This window comes from Myroides oncorhynchi, from assembly GCF_020905415.1.
Taxonomy (GTDB): Bacteria; Bacteroidota; Bacteroidia; order Flavobacteriales; family Flavobacteriaceae; genus Flavobacterium; species Flavobacterium oncorhynchi_A.
This window is the reverse complement of record NZ_JAJJMP010000001.1, coordinates 1,545,811-1,564,850: the sequence shown is the minus strand read 5'-3', so window position 1 is coordinate 1,564,850 and position 19,040 is coordinate 1,545,811. Positions and strand designations below refer to the sequence as shown.

At 34.2% G+C, this 19,040-nt stretch carries 18 protein-coding genes; 10 read left to right on the top strand and 8 right to left on the bottom strand.

Annotated features, from left to right (window positions below; translation table 11 throughout):
- The first annotated feature begins 94 nt into the window (after positions 1-94).
- Together LNQ81_RS06925 and LNQ81_RS06920 are read left to right on the top strand one after the other, a co-directional pair.
- Entirely contained in the window at positions 95-568 is a 474-nt protein-coding gene (locus LNQ81_RS06925; protein ID WP_229945420.1) for a Dps family protein, read from the top strand.
- Between the two features lie 87 nt (positions 569-655).
- Positions 656-1,264 carry a DUF1684 domain-containing protein gene (locus tag LNQ81_RS06920; protein WP_229945419.1) on the top strand — a complete coding sequence of 203 codons (609 nt, stop codon included), beginning with the start codon at positions 656-658 and terminating at the stop codon, positions 1,262-1,264.
- A 76-nt stretch (positions 1,265-1,340) separates the two neighbouring features.
- On the opposite strand, the gene LNQ81_RS06915 is transcribed toward LNQ81_RS06920, so the two are convergent.
- From LNQ81_RS06915 to LNQ81_RS06895, 5 genes are all read right to left on the bottom strand, one after another.
- A complete protein-coding gene (locus LNQ81_RS06915) occupies positions 1,341-3,446 on the bottom strand; it encodes a prolyl oligopeptidase family serine peptidase (protein ID WP_229949254.1) in 2,106 nt (701 codons plus the stop codon).
- 131 nt (positions 3,447-3,577) lie between these two features.
- Entirely contained in the window at positions 3,578-4,099 is a 522-nt protein-coding gene (locus LNQ81_RS06910) for a DUF4625 domain-containing protein (protein WP_229945418.1), read from the bottom strand.
- 264 nt (positions 4,100-4,363) lie between these two features.
- Entirely contained in the window at positions 4,364-4,687 is a 324-nt protein-coding gene (locus tag LNQ81_RS06905; RefSeq protein WP_229945417.1) for a hypothetical protein, read from the bottom strand.
- A 1-nt stretch (position 4,688) separates the two neighbouring features.
- Positions 4,689-7,055, bottom strand: coding sequence for a TonB-dependent receptor (locus LNQ81_RS06900; protein WP_229945416.1), 2,367 nt, complete (start codon positions 7,053-7,055; stop codon positions 4,689-4,691).
- 73 nt (positions 7,056-7,128) lie between these two features.
- A complete protein-coding gene (locus LNQ81_RS06895; RefSeq protein ID WP_229945415.1) occupies positions 7,129-7,503 on the bottom strand; it encodes a hypothetical protein in 375 nt (124 codons plus the stop codon).
- Positions 7,504-8,500: 997 nt separating this feature from the next.
- On the opposite strand from LNQ81_RS06895, the gene LNQ81_RS06890 reads away from it, so the two are divergent.
- The 4 genes from LNQ81_RS06890 to LNQ81_RS06875 all read left to right on the top strand — a co-directional run bounded on the left by LNQ81_RS06890 (position 8,501) and on the right by LNQ81_RS06875 (position 13,698).
- Positions 8,501-9,691, top strand: a complete 1,191-nt coding sequence (locus tag LNQ81_RS06890; RefSeq protein ID WP_229945414.1) for an aromatic amino acid transporter — start codon at positions 8,501-8,503, stop codon at positions 9,689-9,691.
- Positions 9,692-9,814: 123 nt separating this feature from the next.
- A complete protein-coding gene (locus LNQ81_RS06885; protein WP_229945413.1) occupies positions 9,815-10,987 on the top strand; it encodes a BamA/TamA family outer membrane protein in 1,173 nt (390 codons plus the stop codon).
- Between the two features lie 8 nt (positions 10,988-10,995).
- Positions 10,996-12,720 carry a phosphoethanolamine transferase family gene (locus tag LNQ81_RS06880; protein WP_229945412.1) on the top strand — a complete coding sequence of 575 codons (1,725 nt, stop codon included), beginning with the start codon at positions 10,996-10,998 and terminating at the stop codon, positions 12,718-12,720.
- A gap of 12 nt (positions 12,721-12,732) precedes the next feature.
- Positions 12,733-13,698: a PCMD domain-containing protein gene (locus LNQ81_RS06875; RefSeq protein WP_229945411.1), complete on the top strand. Its 966-nt coding sequence runs from the start codon at positions 12,733-12,735 to the stop codon at positions 13,696-13,698.
- A 65-nt stretch (positions 13,699-13,763) separates the two neighbouring features.
- Here the strand turns inward: LNQ81_RS06875 and LNQ81_RS06870 are convergent, their stop codons facing one another.
- The gene (locus LNQ81_RS06870; RefSeq protein ID WP_229945410.1) at positions 13,764-14,378 is read right to left on the bottom strand and encodes an FAD-dependent oxidoreductase; all 615 of its coding nucleotides are present in this window, start codon (positions 14,376-14,378) and stop codon (positions 13,764-13,766) included.
- Between the two features lie 5 nt (positions 14,379-14,383).
- The gene (locus LNQ81_RS06865) at positions 14,384-14,578 is read right to left on the bottom strand and encodes a hypothetical protein (RefSeq protein WP_229945409.1); all 195 of its coding nucleotides are present in this window, start codon (positions 14,576-14,578) and stop codon (positions 14,384-14,386) included.
- Between the two features lie 384 nt (positions 14,579-14,962).
- On the opposite strand from LNQ81_RS06865, the gene LNQ81_RS06860 reads away from it, so the two are divergent.
- Entirely contained in the window at positions 14,963-15,538 is a 576-nt protein-coding gene (locus LNQ81_RS06860) for a DUF3109 family protein (protein WP_229945408.1), read from the top strand.
- A 4-nt stretch (positions 15,539-15,542) separates the two neighbouring features.
- Here LNQ81_RS06860 and LNQ81_RS06855 read toward each other — a convergent pair whose 3' ends face one another.
- The gene (locus LNQ81_RS06855; protein ID WP_229945407.1) at positions 15,543-15,980 is read right to left on the bottom strand and encodes a retropepsin-like aspartic protease; all 438 of its coding nucleotides are present in this window, start codon (positions 15,978-15,980) and stop codon (positions 15,543-15,545) included.
- A gap of 81 nt (positions 15,981-16,061) precedes the next feature.
- Here LNQ81_RS06855 and LNQ81_RS06850 point away from each other — a divergent pair, with 81 nt between their 5' ends.
- Genes LNQ81_RS06850 through LNQ81_RS06840 form a run of 3 tightly spaced genes read left to right on the top strand, consistent with a single transcriptional unit; the run spans position 16,062 to position 19,031 of the window.
- Positions 16,062-16,832, top strand: coding sequence for a TatD family hydrolase (locus tag LNQ81_RS06850; RefSeq protein WP_229945406.1), 771 nt, complete (start codon positions 16,062-16,064; stop codon positions 16,830-16,832).
- Positions 16,833-16,876: 44 nt separating this feature from the next.
- The gene (locus LNQ81_RS06845) at positions 16,877-18,013 is read left to right on the top strand and encodes a 1-acyl-sn-glycerol-3-phosphate acyltransferase (RefSeq protein WP_229945405.1); all 1,137 of its coding nucleotides are present in this window, start codon (positions 16,877-16,879) and stop codon (positions 18,011-18,013) included.
- The gene (locus tag LNQ81_RS06840) at positions 18,003-19,031 is read left to right on the top strand and encodes an asparaginase (protein ID WP_229945404.1); all 1,029 of its coding nucleotides are present in this window, start codon (positions 18,003-18,005) and stop codon (positions 19,029-19,031) included. The genes LNQ81_RS06845 and LNQ81_RS06840 overlap by 11 nt, the downstream gene beginning before the upstream one ends.
- The last annotated feature ends 9 nt before the right edge of the window (positions 19,032-19,040 follow it).

Below are 19,040 nucleotides of genomic sequence, written 5' to 3'. Positions count from 1 at the left end.
AACACAAACAATTGTTTATCAATATAATTCACACAGATACTTAGTAAATTTACATTGTAATAAAAACTAATTAAGTATCAAAAAAAATAGAACTATGAAAACAAATATTGGACTTACAGACAAAGCTAGACAATTCAATGCAGGAGTATTATCTCAATTATTGGCAGATGAATTTATCTTATATACAAAAGTTAGAAACGCTCATTATAATGTAACAGGAGTTGACTTTCATTCTAAACATGTGTATTTTGAAGAGCTATATACTGAATTAGCAGTAAATGTAGATGCCATAGCTGAGCGTATCAAAACATTAGGACACTATGCTCCATCTTCTCTAAAAGATTACTTAAAACTTACTCATCTAACCGAAGAGAGATCTACTACTAATACAGATAGTAAGTCTTGGATTAGTGAATTATTAATAGATTATGAAATCATTGTTAGTTTTATTAGAGAGAACATCGATGCTATCGAAGAGTCTAATGACAAAAGTACAGCTGACTTTTTAATTGGGTTGATGGAAGCACACGAGAAAACAGCATGGATGCTACGTGCTCACTTAGGATAATAACACATTACCATAATAAAATGATAAAAGACTTGCCATTGTGATGGCAAGTCTTTTATTTTATACCTATTAAACAAATTATAAGACATGAAGAAACTTATTGCCCTTGCATTCATTGCTTTTTTAGGTATAAGCTGTAATAATACACCAGCTAATGAAGCAGAAAAAGCTGTAGTATTTCAAAAAAATCTTAATAAAGAATTTAGCGATATGGAGAGTTCACCACTTCCTAAAGATGCAATTAAGAAGTTTAAAGGTCTAGATTTTTTCCCTATAAGTAACGATTTCGTCATACAAGGTAAATTAGAACGTACACCTAACGAAAAACCTTTTGAGATGCCTACTACAACTGCAAGAAGACCAACTTATATAAAATACGGCGTAATAACTTTCTCCTTAAAAGATAAAGAGTATAAAGTCGATGTGTTTCAAGATTTGACTGTTAGAGAGAAAGAAGAATATGTAAATCATTTGTTCCTACCCTTCACAGATTTGACATCAGGAGTTACTTCGTATGGTGGTGGTAGATATTTAGATCTACAAATACCTGATGGAGATAGTATAACGATTAACTTTAATCTAGCTTATAACCCTTACTGTGTGTATAACCCAAAATTCTCATGTCCTATTCCACCAGAACAAAACTTTATAGATGCAGAGATAAACGCAGGTGTCAAAGATTATAAATACGAATAATACCAAAAACTAATAAATACAAAAAGGCGAGCCAACTCATTGACTCGCCTTTTTTACTATCTAGAATAAGCTATTCTTATTTTAATTTCTTGATTCCCATATTGTATAATGTGAACGCTTGTAAGTCTACATGCTCTTGAATTTGTTGAGCGATAGATTTACCTGCACCATGTCCAGCATTTGTTTCGATACGGATAAGCATAGGGTTCTTACCTGTATTTTTAGCTTGTAACTCAGCAGCAAATTTAAAGCTGTGAGCTGGTACTACTCTATCATCATGATCACCTGTAGTAACCATCGTAGCAGGATATGCTACAGCTTTTACATTGTGTAATGGTGAATATCCTTTTAAGTACTCGAACATCTCTTTACTATCTTCTGAAGTACCATAGTCATACGCCCATCCAGCTCCAGCTGTAAAAGTATGGTAACGAAGCATATCTAATACTCCTACTGCTGGTAAAGCTACTTTCATAAGATCAGGACGTTGAGTCATTGTCGCACCTACTAATAAACCACCATTAGAGCCTCCTTTAATAGCTAAGAAATCAGATGAAGTATATTTATTATCAATTAAATACTGACCTGCTGCGATAAAGTCATCAAATACATTTTGTTTTTGTAATTGAGTACCTGCTACGTGCCATTCTTTACCATACTCTCCACCACCTCTAAGGTTAGGCACAGCATATACACCACCATTCTCTAACCAAATAGCATTAGCAATACTAAATGAAGGAGTCAAGCTAATATTAAACCCTCCGTAAGCATAAAGCATAGTAGGATTCTTACCATCTAACTTAAGGCCTTTTTTATGTGTGATAATCATTGGTACTTTAGTTCCATCTTTAGAAGTATAGAATACTTGTTTAGACTCATACTTAGACGAGTCAAACTTCACCTTAGGTTGTTCATATACTTTAGACGTTCCATCTACTGGATTGAATGCATAGATACTACCTGCTGTAATATAGTTAGTGAAAGAATAGTAAATAGTAGTATCCTCTTTCTTTCCTCCAAAACCACTCACTGTACCAATACCTGGTAGTTCAACTACTCTTACTTTCTTACCAGTGTAATCATACTGCTCTACATAAGCTACCGCATCCTTTAAGTAATTAGCATAGATATATCCTGCACCTGTAGAAGGCGTTAATACATCTTTTGTCTCAGGAATAAAATCAACCCAATTCGCCTGTGCAGCATTCTTAACGTCTGCTGTAACCACCTTCATATTAGGTGCTTTATAATCAGTAGCAATAAATAACTTACCGTCTTTACTATCTAATATACCATTACTGCTATCGAAGTTATTAACTAACATCACGATAGGGCTGTTCGCTACTGAAAGATCTTTTAAGTAAAGTTCATTTCCATACGTAGAGTTAGCTGCTGTGATAACTAAATATTTGTTATCAGCAGTTACTGATCCTCCTACATAACGTCTCTTTTGATCTTTACCAAAGATAAGAGTATCCTCTTTTTGAGCTGTCCCTAACTTGTGGTAATATAACTTGTGTTGATCTGTCTTAGCAGATAGCTCACTTCCTGTAGGTTTATCATAACTAGAATAATAGAATCCATCATTCCCAAACCAAGAAACACCACTAAACTTTATATCTACTAATGTATCTCCTATTACTTTCTTTGTTTCCGCATCTAATACAATAACCTTTCTCCAGTCACTACCCCCTTCTGAGATTGCATAAGCTACTTTAGATCCATCTTCTGAGAAGTCTACACTACCTAACGAAGTAGTACCATCTTTAGAGAATGTATTAGGATCTAAGAATACTTCTTCTTTCCCTGCAGCATCTTTGCGATATAAGATAGATTGGTTTTGCAACCCGTCATTCTTAAAGAAATAAGTGTACTTACCTTCTTTAAAAGGAGCTCCTATTTTCTCATAATTCCATGCTTCTTCCATTTGTTTCTTTAGGTCATCTCTAAAAGGTATTTGCCCTAAATAATCAAAAGTAACTTGGTTCTCAGCTTTTACCCAAGCAGCAGTTTCCTCAGATCTATCATCTTCTAACCATCTATATGGGTCAGCTACTTCCACACCGAAGTAAGTGTCTTTTACATCACCCTGCTTCGTTTCAGGGTATTTTAAGTCTACCACTGCTTCCTCAGTAGTTCCTTGTTTACAAGAAACAATGATCGTAGCAACGAGTAAGGTCATAAGTGTTTTTTTCATAAATGTTAAGTTAGTTATTCTTACTTTAAATAATAAGATAGTAAATATATCTATTAAATAACAAAGAGCAAGGAGGAATCCCCTTACTCTCTATTAATTAACATTATTTCCTATTATTAATGTTTGTGTTCATGGTCTCCCTCTCCAGGGTTTACAATATTCACAGTTCTAAATTCCATAGCTTGGTTACCCGCTTTATCTAATACTTTTACAACAAAGTGGTATTCACCTCTCTTAGCATCTTTATCTATTACGATTTCATGGTGATGTATATGTGCATTACGCTGTCCATAGATATCATCCCAACTGTTTTTATACTTGAATGATTTGCGGTGTGCATTCTCTGGATCTTCCTCATGATCATGATCATGGTCTACCTCTTTAATAGTTACGCCATGAGTATGCGAATGTCCTTCAGCAGAATGTATATCTATATCATAAGATCCTAAAGCGATATTATCTGATAAATCCATATCAAAATGAATGTCTTTCCCTGCTTCTAATTTTGCACCTTCTACTGGTGCATTAAGTTTTATTACTGGCTTTTCAGTATCTATATCCCCATCACTTTTTAAACATGATGTGAACAATACGCTACTTAATAATGATATGCTTAATATAAATTTTAATTGTTTCATTTTCTTAATGTGTTAAACCCACAATCCGCATTAGTCAAATACTGCAAAGCAATTCTACTTCATAGCTCTTTCATTAGTTTTAGAACCTACTATAGTATGTTGATATCACTAATTCCTACCTATCTTATATCATTACTTTTGGTTCATATATCTATTGCGTATTTTAGGTAAAACTAGATTGTGCTGTACTAAATACCATCCACAATCTAGTTGTTTAATAATTTGTCTTTGTTTCTTCCTCTTGCAAAATGAGTATTGGGGGTACTAATTAGCAGGAGGACCTCTTAACCAATAAAAGGGAAATAGACATTCTTTATAGCTGGCTACTACTTCGACTAATATTACATCACATAATCTCTCTATCCAAAAGTCTATAGGTTCTACTAGGTTTTCTATAGATGAAGAGAGTTTACACAGATACTGCTCACAATAGTGAATAGTACTACTATCAACAAATTCTAATGCATTGGATTTATTTCCAAAATGATGATCAATGATGACATAGTGAAGAGTATTGTTCAGTAATGGTACTAAAAATAAAGTGCACCATAATGAACATACTATAGCACGTATGTTCTTATCTGTCATATTAGAAAGGTACTTGGATCATTAATTGTATTGAACGTCCTAGCTCAGGTATGCCTAACGGTCTATAGAAACTAGTGTGATTAAGTATCTTCGTATCGAACATATTAGTAACAGAAAGCGTTGTACGCGCTTTCACTTTACCTAACTGCATTGTAGATGACACCCCTGCACCAAAACTCTGGCTACTAGGTGTAATTTCTTCTCCTTGTGCGATACGCTCTTGTTTAGCATACCATTTACCATTAAAATAAATATCAGACTCTTTAAACAGATTAGTATCTCCGAAAGTATATCTCACCTCTCCGAATACATTCATCGGAGGTGTAAATGGCAGTGGGTAAGCCCCATTCTGTCCATTCGATACCTGTTGATTATAGATATACTCTAATACCGCTGATACATTTAAGCGTTCGAAGAAACGCTTCTCTACTTTCCATTCAAAACCACCGATGACAGCCTCTGACTGTGTGTACTCGTATATCTGCCCACTATCCGGTAATATAGAGAACTTCCCTGATGGTTTAAGATATATATAGTTAGAGAAGTAATACAGATATGGACTAAAAGTAGTGTTAAACGTCTCTGTCTTAAACTCTGCTCTAAAGTCAAATGCGATACCTTTCTCTGGATCTAAATCAGGGTTTCCTTTCTCATGTCTAAAAGCTCCGTGGTGTACACCATTAGATGCTAACTCGATAGCAGTGGGGAATCTAAAGTTAGTACCCACGGTAGCTCCAAAATTAAACTTATTATTAAGAGCGTACTTCGCTCCTATCATTCCATTGACACTTGTAAAATCTCTATTAGTAGTTGTACTTCTCTGTGCATATTTATTAGCTAACTGATCAGCATATCCCTGCTCTTTTAAATAGTCAAAAAGAAACTGATCATAGAAAGGCTTAATATGTACACTTGCATAATCAAAACGAGCTCCTCCTTCTATTGTTAGCTTATCATTTACAAAGTATTCATATAACCCGAATACTCCCGTACCCTGCTTATTATACTTTGGCAATAAGAAACCATATCCATCAATGATGTTATTTTGAAAATTCTGTTGAACTCCTAAAGTCAACTTGTGATTGTTATCAAACAGGTGTTCATACTTTACAGAAGCATCTACTGTGTTTAACACAAATTGCAATTCAAGATTTGGATTTGAAATAGGTGGAGTCTGATCATCAAAGTGAGAATGAAACAGACTGTGCTCTTGTCTTCTATTATTTTGATACGCTACCATAAACGTCCACTTATCTTGCAGTGAACTATCCCAAGTAGTAGTATTTACTACTTTAAAGTGATTTACATTTTGACGTGGATATTCTATATTGCGGTGATTTCCATCAGCTGCTACAGCTGCTACATTAGGCAACCCGTGCGATCCAGGGAAAAAACCACTCTTATCATACACATTGCTAATACTCAGTATATTCTTAAAATTGTCATCCACATAGCCTATCTGCCCATATAACGCAAAGTTCTTAGAGGCCGTATTCTTCATTCTATTCCCATAGATAGGGATAATTGTATTTAGGTAGTCTATCTCAGATACTGGTACACGATAGTCACCAGCGTCCTGTCCCGTAGCTTTAAACTTATAGAAGAACTTCTCTCCTCTACCCTTTATTTGTACTGAAGCACCATAAGAATCATTTACAGTCTTGCCAAACATCGTAGCACTACCACTAAATGAGTGTACTTCAGGTACTTTCTCGTTATTGATCTTGATCACGCCACCGATAGCATCACTACCGTACTCGATAGTACCTACCCCCTTAATCACCTCAACTTCCTCAGTACTAAATGCATCTATCTCTAGACCGTGATCAGCACCCCATTGTTGTCCTTCTTGTTTAGCTCCGTTCTCAGCCACTGCCACACGGTTAAATCCAAGACCGCGAATGATCGGTTTAGAAGCTCCAGCTCCTATTTCCATAGCGTTTACTCCAGGCACAGATGTCAAAGTCTTGGCAAATGATCCTGAGAAATTCTCTACTAGTTTTTTATTGGTAACTACTTCTGTGTTAGCTACAGTTTTTAAGCCATGAGTAGACACTACTACTTGATCTAGTAGCGTGTTATCTGACTTTAAATGCAAGTCTAAATACAGATCTGACTTAACATTAAGTAACGTATCCACAGATACATACCCTAAGTATTCTACTAATAAACGGTGTTGTCCTGCTGATACAGGTGTAGATATAAATTGTCCTTTCAGGTCAGTTCCAGACTGTAATCCTGCAAAAGAAATATTACTCCCTACTAACGCTTCTCCATAAACATCTGATACTTTAGCTTTCACAACATACTGCTGTGCATAAGTACCAATAGAAGTCATCAGTGAAAGTACAAGAATAGTAATTCTCATATAATCGCTAAATTTTAATTGCACATAAATAATCTATCTCACTACGAATAATGTAGAAGATTTTATCGATAGTTTATGCCAATGTAGGGGGTGCCCTAAGCGAAAAGAATATTTGAGATAGAGGAACAACTGATAGTGACACAACGTCCTGTACACCTTTAACTATATCAAAAGGCATAAAGTCTAATGATAAAATATCAGTACTAATAGCTGGATTAAGTATTGTATCACATACAAAGCACTTGTCTAGTTGACTATGTGCTTCCGCAAAAGTAACTTGCCTTGTATGATCTCCTCTTTTTTCTGTGAAGTGAGCATGTGTGCTATGTTCTTTCTCATATTCGAAAGAAGCAGAGATATGCTCATAACTATGTACAAACTGAAAAACAATGGTAAATAGAATGGCTACCACCAATAGTATTCTCGCTATGTTTTTCTTTGCTTGCATATTGCAAATATAGACAAGAATTAAAGATATTGACAAAAGTGATAAAATAATTTAATGATTAGTTCACATTACAAAACTTTCTTTAATAACCAAACAATGACAGTAACTAACACTTTTACTACTAATTATCAAATAAGAATACAAGTTTAAAATAGAATACAAAATAAAACAAAAGACTTAAAACTTCCACTTAAGGTAACTTTCACTATCATACAACTACCTGTCTACTTCAAATTTTAGAAAACTTTTTTTAGTTTACCATTCATAAATTCCCCTAAAAATGAAATAATACAGTTATAAAGACTCCTTTTTCTTCCAAAATCCTTCAAACAAACTTGATAACAAACTCAAACTGCATTTTTTTATACATCTTTTTTTAATCAGTTTTACAACAAAACACTATTATTCAGTACTTTATACTAATAACATAAAATATGCACTATATCTAATACCATGCTTCAAGCCAATAAATACGGGCATTGCTTTGTGATCCTTGGACAATTCTTGGAGAATAATAGGACTATAATTGGGTAAAACGGACTTTTGTCCAAGAGTACTCCTTTTATTCATCCGCCATTCTTCTTCTTTCAAACAATAAAACTCAAATTGCTTTCACATAGATTATAATGAAAACTCACTAAAACTGAAGTGAGTTCACTTATTTACTTTCTTTGATAATGGAGTGAGTACTGAACTACTATTAATCGTATTTTATCCTTGATTTAACCCAGATACTACTAGCCAAATACTACAAAGTAATTCTACTTCATATCTCTTTCATTAGTTCTTAAACCATACTATAATATGCTTTACTCACTAATTCACAGCTATTTTATATAATTACTTTTCGTTTTTATGTCTATCGGGAATCTGGGTTTAAAAAGTATAAGAGGTATATTCTTGACCTTTATATATTACTACAATTCTACACCTCGTTATATATGTCACAAATAATCAATTGTGTTTTTGTTACCTTTGTTCTTCTAAAAACAGACAAATGAATAGCAGACTATTAGGAAGTATATTGATTATAGCAGGTTCTTCTATAGGAGGGGGGATGTTAGCTATGCCTATTACCTCAGCTGGAGTAGGGTTCTTAGGAGCCACTCTACTGTTATTTGTTATTTGGTTTGCCATGTGTTATACAGCATTACTAATGGTTCGTATTTACGATTTTAATAGTTCTAAAGATGGGTTTGACACATTGACTAAAAAGTATGCTGGATTATTAGTCAATAGAATAGCTGGTCTAAGTCTTATGTTTTTAATTTATGGGCTTACTGCTGCTTATATGTCTGGAGGAGGTACTATTCTTAAAACCAATATTGACCTACTATTCGACACTAATATAGATGACAGGTTAACTGTGTTAGCCTTCTCTCTAGTCTTTAGCGCCGTGGTTATTATTGGAACGAGATGGGTAGATTGGTTCACACGTATCTTATTTGGTGCTAAAGTAGTCTTCTTAGTACTATTAGTGATTTTAATGACCCCGTTAATCAAGTGGGCTAATCTACTTCATATGCCGTTATCACAAGGAATAGTGATTATGTCTATCCCAGCTATATTTACCTCTTTTGGTTTTCACGGTAGTATCCCTAGTATAGTAGATTATCTAGATGGAAATAAGAAGATGCTTAGAAAAGCATTTATACTAGGCAGTCTACTTCCCTTAGTTATCTATTTAATTTGGCAAATAGTTATTTTAGGAAGCCTAGATCAGACTGTGTTTATGCAAATTCTAAACGAGCATTCTGAAGTAAAAGGATTATTATTAAGCATTAGAGAATTATCTCATTCTACATCTATAGAAACCTTGTTTAGTTTCTTCGCTGCGACAGCTTTAGGTACTTCATTCTTAGGAGTGAGTATCGGTCTATTCGATTACTACCGAGATTTATTTAAAGATAGAAAAAAAAGCACTATAAGACCACTAGCAACTATCTGCACATTTGTACCCCCTTTGATGTTTGCATTATTTTATCCAGAAGGTTTTATTCTTGCTTTAGGATATGCCGCTATAGCAGGTGTAATCTTAGCTCTCGTTATCCCAATCATCCTGTATCTAAAAGCGATGAAATTTCACAATATTAGGATTTCTTCACTTCAATATTTTATTATAAGCTTTATATTACTACTTTCTTTATTAATCGTTTACGCGCAACTATTAGTCGTTAGCAACAAGTAAAGCTTAAGGAAAGGTAAAACTTTCTAAAAGTTAGTTAATAAACGCTTAATCTCATTGTTTATTAATGTAGTTCAAGTCTCTTAAAGACGTAAATTATGTAAATTTGCATCCTTAGAACATAATATGATAAAACACTACTCACTAACAATATTAAGCATTATCTTTTTGATAACAAGCCAGATAACACTTGCTCAAGAACGTGCAGGTGATTTACCTAATGAAGAATCGCGGGATAGTACAGCAGCAAAAAAGAAATTCTTTGACCGTGTAGTTTCTTACTTTGAAGAAGCTAAAAAAGACAAATCACAAAGCAAGTTTGACTTATCTTTTATAGGAGGACCAAGTTACTCTGTAGACACTAGGCTTGGCTTAGGCATCGTCTCTTCAGGATTATACAGAATAGATAAAGAAGATTTAAGTTTACCTCCTTCTGATGTAGCTATTTATACTAACTTTACTACTAGTGGATTCTTTTCTATTGGAGTAGAAAACACTACTATATTCCCAAATGATAATTATCGCTTTCACTATGACATGGCTTTTAAGTTTATGCCTAGTAAATTCTACGGAATAGGATATGAAGCTGGAGATTTAGGAGAATACACTAAATATGATGAATACCATCTAGGTCTAAAATTTGATGTACTGAGAAAAGTATTGCCTAATACTTATGTTGGATTAGTATTCTCCGCACAAAATATTCAGAGCAGAAATTTTCAGACAGACGAAATAAGACCTAATACTGACAACAAGAATACTGCTGTAGGTGGAGGTTTTATTCTTTCTTATGACAGTAGAGACTTTATCCCGAACCCTAGTAAAGGATTATTTGTGCAATATGAACAAACATTTTACCCGAAGACATTAGGTAGTAATAAGCATTTTGGAAATATTAAATTTACTACACGTGCTTATCAGGAGATATGGAAAGATGGATTGATTGCTTTTGATTTGAATGGGGAGTTTAACAATGGTGAAGTACCTTGGACTATGCTATCTAAGATAGGTGGTTCTAGGCAAATGAGAGGATACTTTATGGGTCAATATAGGGATAGAAAACAGCTAAACACTCAAGTAGAATTAAGACAAAAAATCTATAACCGCCATGGTATAGCGGTATGGGGTGGGGCTGGAAATGTATTCAAGAATATGAAAGAATTTGATTGGTCGCACACATTACCTACCTACGGTATAGGATATAGATGGGAGTTTAAAAACAGGGTGAATGTACGCCTTGACTATGGATTTGGTAAGGGGCAGAGCGGATTCTACTTTAATATATATGAATCGTTTTAATTAGAACTATGGAAAACAATATCCAGACTAAGGGATTATTCAGCAAAATTATTACTAATCCGATAGCATTATTTTGGTTCTATATTCTAGTGAATATGGTACCTAGCTTTTATTTCGCCTTTACACAACCAGTAGATCTACTAGGTAAAATAGTTGTAATCTTATTCCCATTAGGATTATTTATGACTATTTTCTCTGCATTTAAGAATTCAGGAGCGTGGCTATTGTTGTGTTTCCCTCTAATGTTCTTACACGCATTCCAGATTGTACTGTTCTATCTATTTGGAGAAGATGTTATTGCAGCCGATATGTTCTTAAATGTCGCTACAACAAATACCTCTGAGATTAATGAACTATTAGGTAGCTTATTACCTTCTATTGCATTCGTATGTTTTTTATACATCCCACCTATCATATTGGCTATTCGTCAATGGAAACAAAAGAATTACTTAGATTGGAGTTTTAGAAGACAAACATTGTTACCAGCTGTATTGCTATTAATAGCATCACTAGTTTTGTCTTTCTTTAGTGCAAATAAGAATACGAATACCTTTGCTTTTAATCAAGATGTTTATCCTATAAATGCATTACACAACTTCGGTTTCGCAGTTAACAAATGGGACAAAATAAAACGCTATCCCGAAACTTCAAAAGACTTCTCTTTTAAAGCTTATAGAGATAGTATACCAAGTAAGGAGAGACAAATATATGTACTAATCATAGGAGAAACAAGTAGAGCAGATAACTGGTCCTTATATGGCTATGACAGAGAAACTAATCCTAACTTAAAAAATCAAGAGAATCTAGTTGTATTTAAAGATGCATTGACTCAGTCCAATACGACTCATAAGAGTGTATCTATGATACTCTCAGATGCAGAAGCAGAAAACTATAATTCTATCTATCGCAAAAAAGGTATTGTACACGCTTTTAAAGAAGCAGGATTCAAAACAATCTGCCTTTCTAATCAAGCAGAGAACTCTTCATTCATCGAATTCTTTACTAAAGAAGCTGATGTGTATAAGACGATACGATCTACAGATAGTAAAACACGGATGACTGAGAATCACTATGACGAGGAACTTGTAACATTAATGCAACAAGAAATAAAGCAAAGTGCTGGAGATTTATTCATACTTCTACACACCTATGGTTCGCACTTTAATTATATGGAACGCTATCCAGAACAGTTTAGAAAGTTTACTCCTGACAATGTAGGTGGGGTGAAAAAGTCTGAGAAACAACAACTGGTAAATGCTTATGATAATACCATTGTTTACACAGATTATTTCTTATCACAAACGATTAAAGCACTAGAGCAGACTAATGCAGAAATAGCGATGTTATATACATCTGATCACGGTGAAGATCTGTTCGATGACAATAGAAATAGATTCTTACATGCCTCACCTAGTCCTACCTATTATCAGCTGAGAGTACCGTTCATCATGTGGTTTTCTAATCAATATATAGCTAACAATGAAAAGAGAATGAAGGCTATCTACGATAATAAAAATAAGCCTATCGCTACGAATGCAGTATTTCACACTATGATCAACGCAGCACATATCCGCACAGCTTATCTAGAGAAAGACTTATCATTAGTCAATAGAGCATTCAATGTAGAAGCGCGTATGTATCTTAATGACCATGATATAGCTGTACCATATACAAAGATGAACTTGAAGAAAGAAGACTTCGAGATGCTTAAAAAGAACAATATTAAAGACTAACAAAACAACAATATGACAACAAAGCCAAAACTTAACATACTTACTTTACTACTACTTGCCTTGCCTTTCGCAGCAACAGCTCAAAGTGAAAAAATAGAATCCATTCGCTTAGGTAATATGGATCATTGGATGGTACGCGAGATAAAAGAATCTTTCGTGATCGGTGGTAAAACACAGTATCTATATGAGATAACAGAAACAAAAGATACTTTAAAAGACAACACTCCTTATAAAAACAAAAAATCTCCATGGGCTACCTCGTCTGTACTCGCTACAGTAAGTGGTATTACCAAAGGTAGCGTAACAGTGTTTCCAGAGAAAAGAGACAATGGATATGCTGCTCGTTTAGAAACTCGTATTGAAAAAGTAAAAGTATTAGGAGTTATCAACATCAATGTATTAGCAAGTGGTACTATCTTTTTAGGAGAAATGCTAGAACCAATTACAGATACTAAAAATCCACAAAGCAAATTAGTAACAGGTATTGCTTTTACCAAAAAACCTAAAGCACTCCAGTTTGATTACAAAGTTATCACTGGTGGTCAATCCAAGCATGTAAATGGTATGGGAAGCGGAACCGATGCCAAGAGAACAGATAAAGCAGAGGTACAGATTTTACTCCAAAAAAGATGGGAAGACAAAGATGGGAACATACATGCTAAACGCATAGGTACAGGATGGGAACTTATGGACAAATCTATTAAAACATGGCAAAACAAGCATCGCTTAACTGTAAACTATGGAGATATCTCTAAACAGGGTTACTATGCTTCACACATGGCATTAAGAAGTGGAAGTAATGCCTACTACGCTAGAAACAGTAAAGGTAAAATGGTGCCAATCAAAGAAGAAGGATGGGGGACAGCAGATGATGAAGTCACACACTTAATCGTACAGTTCTCTTCTAGTAATGGAGGTGCGTACATCGGTAATACAGATAGCCGACTATGGGTAGATAATGTGGGATTGGTATACTAATATATATAAAAAGGTGCTTAAGACAAAAACTTAAGCACCTTTTTATATTACCCACTTAAAGTAAACTATTTCACTCGTGTACTATCATGACTATGCGTCTCTATACCATCATTCCACAGTGTAAGAATATCTGTAGCGACTGCAGCTCCACTACCAGCAGCTATAGCTAACTGACTTCTATGTCCAGCCAATGTCCCTACTACATAAATTCCATCTACTACTAGATGATCATTATTCTTAAGTTGTATTCGATTCTTACTAGCCAATGATTTTTTATGAGGCTCTACGAATTCTAGCAAACCTCCTATATCAAAAGTAGGACTAGAATTAACAGCCACGACTACTAATCTAGTAGTGAATATCTCTTTATTCGTATGTACTTCATACAATTCATTTGTTCTATTAATAGAGGTTACTTTCACTCCAAAGATTTGAGTCAAATGATCATAATAATTCAAGTCTTCTATAGACTGAGCTAACAAATCACTCCCTAATGTTCCCTGTTTAATACCATAAGCATTATAAAAAATTGCATCTTGGAGCATAGAAGCCTTTTGGTGCATGATTATTCCTACTTTCTTATCTGCTACAAATGGCTTTTTTACAGCACTACCAAGTACTTGCGCACATGATACTCCCGAAACGCCCCCTCCAATAATAAGAACATCAAATACTTCCATCTGATTTATTTTGTCTTATCGTTTATCATTTTTGACGTACGATAGATCAGTATAATACACACTGCACAAAGCACTGCCACAATACCAATCAATGCTATAAGACTATCTCCTTGAAAAAGGTTATTAAAGTCTAATTTAGTGGCGTTTAACACGACTAATGCTACAGCAAATACAATAATTATGTAACTAAATATTTTCATTTCTAATGATAAAGAATTTGATTTCACCTCCCGAAAGTACAAAAAAACCATCACTAGGGCAATCCTTTAACATACATGCTAATTATTTTAACAGCACTAATATCAACCACTAAATTCCATTATCAGATAAATATTATAAGGAACCCAGACTTATAATTACAATACTTTAATTCTAAACAAGGTAAATAGGCTTATTTAGAATCAAAACATTAACACTATAAACAAATTTATAATTAACAATTAGAGTCATCAAATAAACAACTAACTCGCTTCAAGTGTTTTATATTGAAACTAAATAGTAGTTCTAAAAGGTTAAACTAAAAGCAAAAGAAATTATTTGATTAAAGATTCGTAATTTTGCACCCAATTATATATAATATTCAGATGTTTCAAATAGGAAAAACAATAGTATCAGAAGAAGTTCTTGAAAAAGAATTCGTGTGTAACCTATCAGCTTGTAAAGGAGAGTGCTGTATTGATGGAGATGCAGGTGCTCCTGTGGAAGACGGTGAAGTAGAAATACTTAGATCTGTATATGATAAAGTAAAACCCTTCTTACGTCCAGAAGGTATTGCTGCTATCGAAGAACAAGGTACCTCAATATATAGTGATGATGAAGAATATGAAACTCCATTAATAGAAGGAGGAGAATGTGCTTATGTAATCTATGAAAACGAAATGGCACTTTGTGGTATTGAGAAAGCTTATAATGAAGGATTAATTGATTGGAAAAAACCAATCTCTTGTCACTTATACCCTATTCGAATTAAAGAATTCTCTTCATTTTCTGCTGTTAACTATCATAAATGGCATATCTGTAGTGATGCATGTACATTAGGTCAAGAGCTAAGTGTACCTGTATATAAATTCCTTAAAGCCCCGCTAATTCGCAAGTATGGAGAAGACTGGTATAAAGAGCTAGAACTAGTAGCTGAAGAATGGAGTAAGTCTAAGCGATAATCACTTATTGTAGATAGAGAATTTGCTCTTTATAATCTATAATAGCATTTCCATTAAGTAACACATCAGAGCCTATAATACCATGTACAGTTTTGACCTTATACTCTACTAAGGCCACATTGACATGCGTAAGATCTAGTATTACTAAATTAAATGACATACTAGACCAGCGACTCATTTGTAATTCGTTGTGATAGGCTACTTGAGTGTGCATCCCATTCGCACCTGCACCAGATGCTTTAGTAGAAGAATGCTCAGGACTAATCTTAAAAAAATCGACATAACTAAAGTCAATACAACTATTAGAAGCTCCTGTATCAATGATAAAATCTCCAGACACACCATTTATCTTTGCAGAGACAAAAAGGTGATTTGTTTTTGATACTTTAAACCTAATTTTCTTATATCTCTTCTTTTTTAATATTTCCTTCATGTTTTCCATCAATCAAATGTAGTTTAAATTCTTTTTAAAAGGTACTTTTGTACCATTAATCTAGCAATTTAGAAAAACACACTATTCAAAATGATTTTTACTGATACGCATACACACTTATATTCAGATGCTTTTGCAGATGATCGTAAAGAAACAATAAATCGGGCAATATCTAGTGGCGTTACACGTTTTTTTATACCAGCTATAGATTCGAGTTATGCAAAAGCAATGTTCGAATTAGAACAGGAATTTCCTGACAATATTTTCCTTATGATGGGATTACATCCAACAGATGTAAAACTAGACAGCTATAAGCAAGAACTTGCCTTCGTAGAAACAGAACTTACACGAAGAAGATATTATGCAGTAGGAGAAATAGGAATAGACCTATACTGGGATAAAAGTACATTGTCAATACAACAAGAAGCTTTTCAGTATCAAATACAGTTGGCTAAGAAACATAAACTTCCTATTAACATCCATTGTAGAGATGCATTTGATGAAGTGTTCGAAGTACTAGAAAGAGAAAAAGGAGATGATCTAAGAGGTATTTTCCACTGCTTTTCAGGGAATGAAGAACAAGCTTTAAAAGCAATTTCATATAACTTAAAGCTAGGTATAGGAGGAGTTGCTACCTTTAAAAATGGTAAAATAGACCAATTTTTAAACAAAATAGCATTAGAGCATATCGTATTAGAGACTGATTCTCCGTACCTTGCACCTGTTCCTTTTAGAGGTAAAAGAAATGAAAGCACATATATTGTAAATATTGCAGAAAAATTAGCCGATATTTACGCACTTCCTTTGGAAGAAATAGCAAGACAAACTACAGCAAATTCAATAGCTGTGTTTGGAATATAACATAAGAAACAACATTAACTTGTTCATAATAACACATTACACTAATGTCTAAGTTTGATTCTATACGCCACTACCACGATCACGAGGTAAATGAAGTCTTATACCAGATTTCTAAGCACCCTATGATAAAAGCGCTAATGGCTTATACTTTTCCTAACAAAACAGAAGAAGAATGGATGACTTCTCTAAGAGAGGTTAAATCAATTCAGCAATTTCAAGATGATTTTGCTTACTATTCAATTCAAAAAATCTTAGAGAAAAGCTCAAATGGCCTAACCACTTCTGGATTTGACAAATTAGATAAAGACACAGCTTATCTATATGTCTCTAATCACCGAGATATTCTCATGGACACTTCTCTTTTGAATGTTGCCCTTAAAGATAATGGTCTAGTCATGACGGCTTCTGCAGTCGGAGATAACCTAGTACAAAAATCATTCTTACTAGCTCTAGCTAAAGTAAACAGAAACTTCTTAGTTAAACGTGGATTACCACCTAGAGAATTATTAGAAAGTTCTAAACTGATGTCTGAATACATACAGTATTTACTTACTAAAGAAAACAGATCTGTATGGATAGCACAGAGAGAAGGTCGTACTAAAGATGGAAATGATGCAACTCACCAAGGGGTTCTTAAGATGATCGGAATGGCATCTGATGAGTTTAATCTTATGGATTACTTTAAGAAAGTAAAGATTGTACCTGTATCTATTTCTTATGAGTATGATCCTACTGATGCTCTTAAAATGCCTCAATTACTAGCGAAGGCAAATGACGAAGTTTATATCAAAGATAAAAACGAAGATTTTATCAACTTATACAGTGGTATCATCGGTCAAAAAAGAGGCATACACATCGCTGTAGGTAAAGTACTTGATACAGAACTTGAGTATATAAAACAAACAGAAGATAAAACAAATAAACAAATGCAGGCTGTAGCTACGGAAATAGACAAATCTATCATCGCTAACTACCACTTGTGGCCTACGAATTATATTGCATATGATATCGTATATGGTACAAATAAATTTGCAGATAAATACACCGAAAAAGAGAGGCAACTATTCGAAAGACGCCTTGAGTTACGTGTAGATAAAGAGAATAAGATAGTAGTAGATGGTTTCTTAGCTATGTATGCTAACCCTGTTGTCAACAAATTAAAACAAAACAATGAACAATAAACCTACTATTCTTTTAATCTATACTGGTGGTACCATCGGTATGGTTAAAGACTTCAAAACGGGTGCTTTGCGCGCTTTTAACTTTGATCAATTAGTAGAACGCATACCTGAGTTACATATGCTAGATTGCTCGATAGAGACATACTCATTCGAGACCCCTATAGACTCTTCTGATATGAGACCTGAGTTATGGGGACAAATGGCTACAGTGATAGAGGAGAATTATGATAAGTTTGATGGGTTTGTGATATTACACGGTTCTGATACGATGTCTTATTCTGCTTCAGCCTTAAGCTTTATGCTTCAAAACTTGCGCAAACCTGTTATTCTTACAGGTTCACAGCTACCTATAGGCGACTTGCGAACAGATGCAAAGGAAAATCTAATCACTGCTATTCAAGTGGCTGCTGTACAGGAAAACAATGTACCTGTAATACAAGAGGTATGTCTATACTTTGAGTACAAACTATATAGAGGAAATAGAACTTCTAAAGTAAGTGCTGAGTTATTTAATGCGTTTACTTCCCCTAACATCGCTCACCTAGCGGAGTCAGGAGTTAACTTGCGTATAAACAAACATTTGCTAAACTATAGTACAACTGAGTTACCATTTACAGTACATAAAGAAATGTCTACTAATGTGATGATTCTAAAGATGTTCCCTGGTATTCAAAAAAATGTACTAGAAGCTATCCTTAATATTAAGGGCCTAGAGGGTATCGTACTTGAAACTTATGGAGCAGGGAATGCACCTACTGAGTCATGGTTCCTTACTACTCTAGCTGATGCCATTAAGAATGGACTAAAAGTAATCAACGTTACTCAATGCTCTAGTGGAAGTGTGCACATGGGTAAATATGAGACGAGTACTGAACTTAAGGAAATAGGCGTAATCTCTGGTAAAGATATTACTACAGAAGCGGCTATTACTAAACTAATGTTTATGCTTAAGCAAAAAGACATTACAGACTTTAAAACCACCTTCGAAACTCCACTCTGTGGAGAAATGGAAGAATAAAAATAACAA

Coding starts and splice junctions, on each gene's coding strand:
- LNQ81_RS06910 (WP_229945418.1), bottom strand. CDS start 4,099: ATGAAACAATTAAAATTTATATTAAGCATATCATTATTAAGTAGCGTA.
- LNQ81_RS06920 (WP_229945419.1), top strand. CDS start 656: ATGAAGAAACTTATTGCCCTTGCATTCATTGCTTTTTTAGGTATAAGC.
- LNQ81_RS06870 (WP_229945410.1), bottom strand. CDS start 14,378: ATGGAAGTATTTGATGTTCTTATTATTGGAGGGGGCGTTTCGGGAGTA.
- LNQ81_RS06880 (WP_229945412.1), top strand. CDS start 10,996: ATGGAAAACAATATCCAGACTAAGGGATTATTCAGCAAAATTATTACT.
- LNQ81_RS06900 (WP_229945416.1), bottom strand. CDS start 7,055: ATGAGAATTACTATTCTTGTACTTTCACTGATGACTTCTATTGGTACT.
- LNQ81_RS06865 (WP_229945409.1), bottom strand. CDS start 14,578: ATGAAAATATTTAGTTACATAATTATTGTATTTGCTGTAGCATTAGTC.
- LNQ81_RS06905 (WP_229945417.1), bottom strand. CDS start 4,687: ATGACAGATAAGAACATACGTGCTATAGTATGTTCATTATGGTGCACT.
- LNQ81_RS06845 (WP_229945405.1), top strand. CDS start 16,877: ATGTCTAAGTTTGATTCTATACGCCACTACCACGATCACGAGGTAAAT.
- LNQ81_RS06850 (WP_229945406.1), top strand. CDS start 16,062: ATGATTTTTACTGATACGCATACACACTTATATTCAGATGCTTTTGCA.
- LNQ81_RS06855 (WP_229945407.1), bottom strand. CDS start 15,980: ATGGAAAACATGAAGGAAATATTAAAAAAGAAGAGATATAAGAAAATT.
- LNQ81_RS06925 (WP_229945420.1), top strand. CDS start 95: ATGAAAACAAATATTGGACTTACAGACAAAGCTAGACAATTCAATGCA.
- LNQ81_RS06885 (WP_229945413.1), top strand. CDS start 9,815: ATGATAAAACACTACTCACTAACAATATTAAGCATTATCTTTTTGATA.
- LNQ81_RS06895 (WP_229945415.1), bottom strand. CDS start 7,503: ATGCAAGCAAAGAAAAACATAGCGAGAATACTATTGGTGGTAGCCATT.
- LNQ81_RS06915 (WP_229949254.1), bottom strand. CDS start 3,446: ATGACCTTACTCGTTGCTACGATCATTGTTTCTTGTAAACAAGGAACT.
- LNQ81_RS06840 (WP_229945404.1), top strand. CDS start 18,003: ATGAACAATAAACCTACTATTCTTTTAATCTATACTGGTGGTACCATC.
- LNQ81_RS06875 (WP_229945411.1), top strand. CDS start 12,733: ATGACAACAAAGCCAAAACTTAACATACTTACTTTACTACTACTTGCC.
- LNQ81_RS06860 (WP_229945408.1), top strand. CDS start 14,963: ATGTTTCAAATAGGAAAAACAATAGTATCAGAAGAAGTTCTTGAAAAA.
- LNQ81_RS06890 (WP_229945414.1), top strand. CDS start 8,501: ATGAATAGCAGACTATTAGGAAGTATATTGATTATAGCAGGTTCTTCT.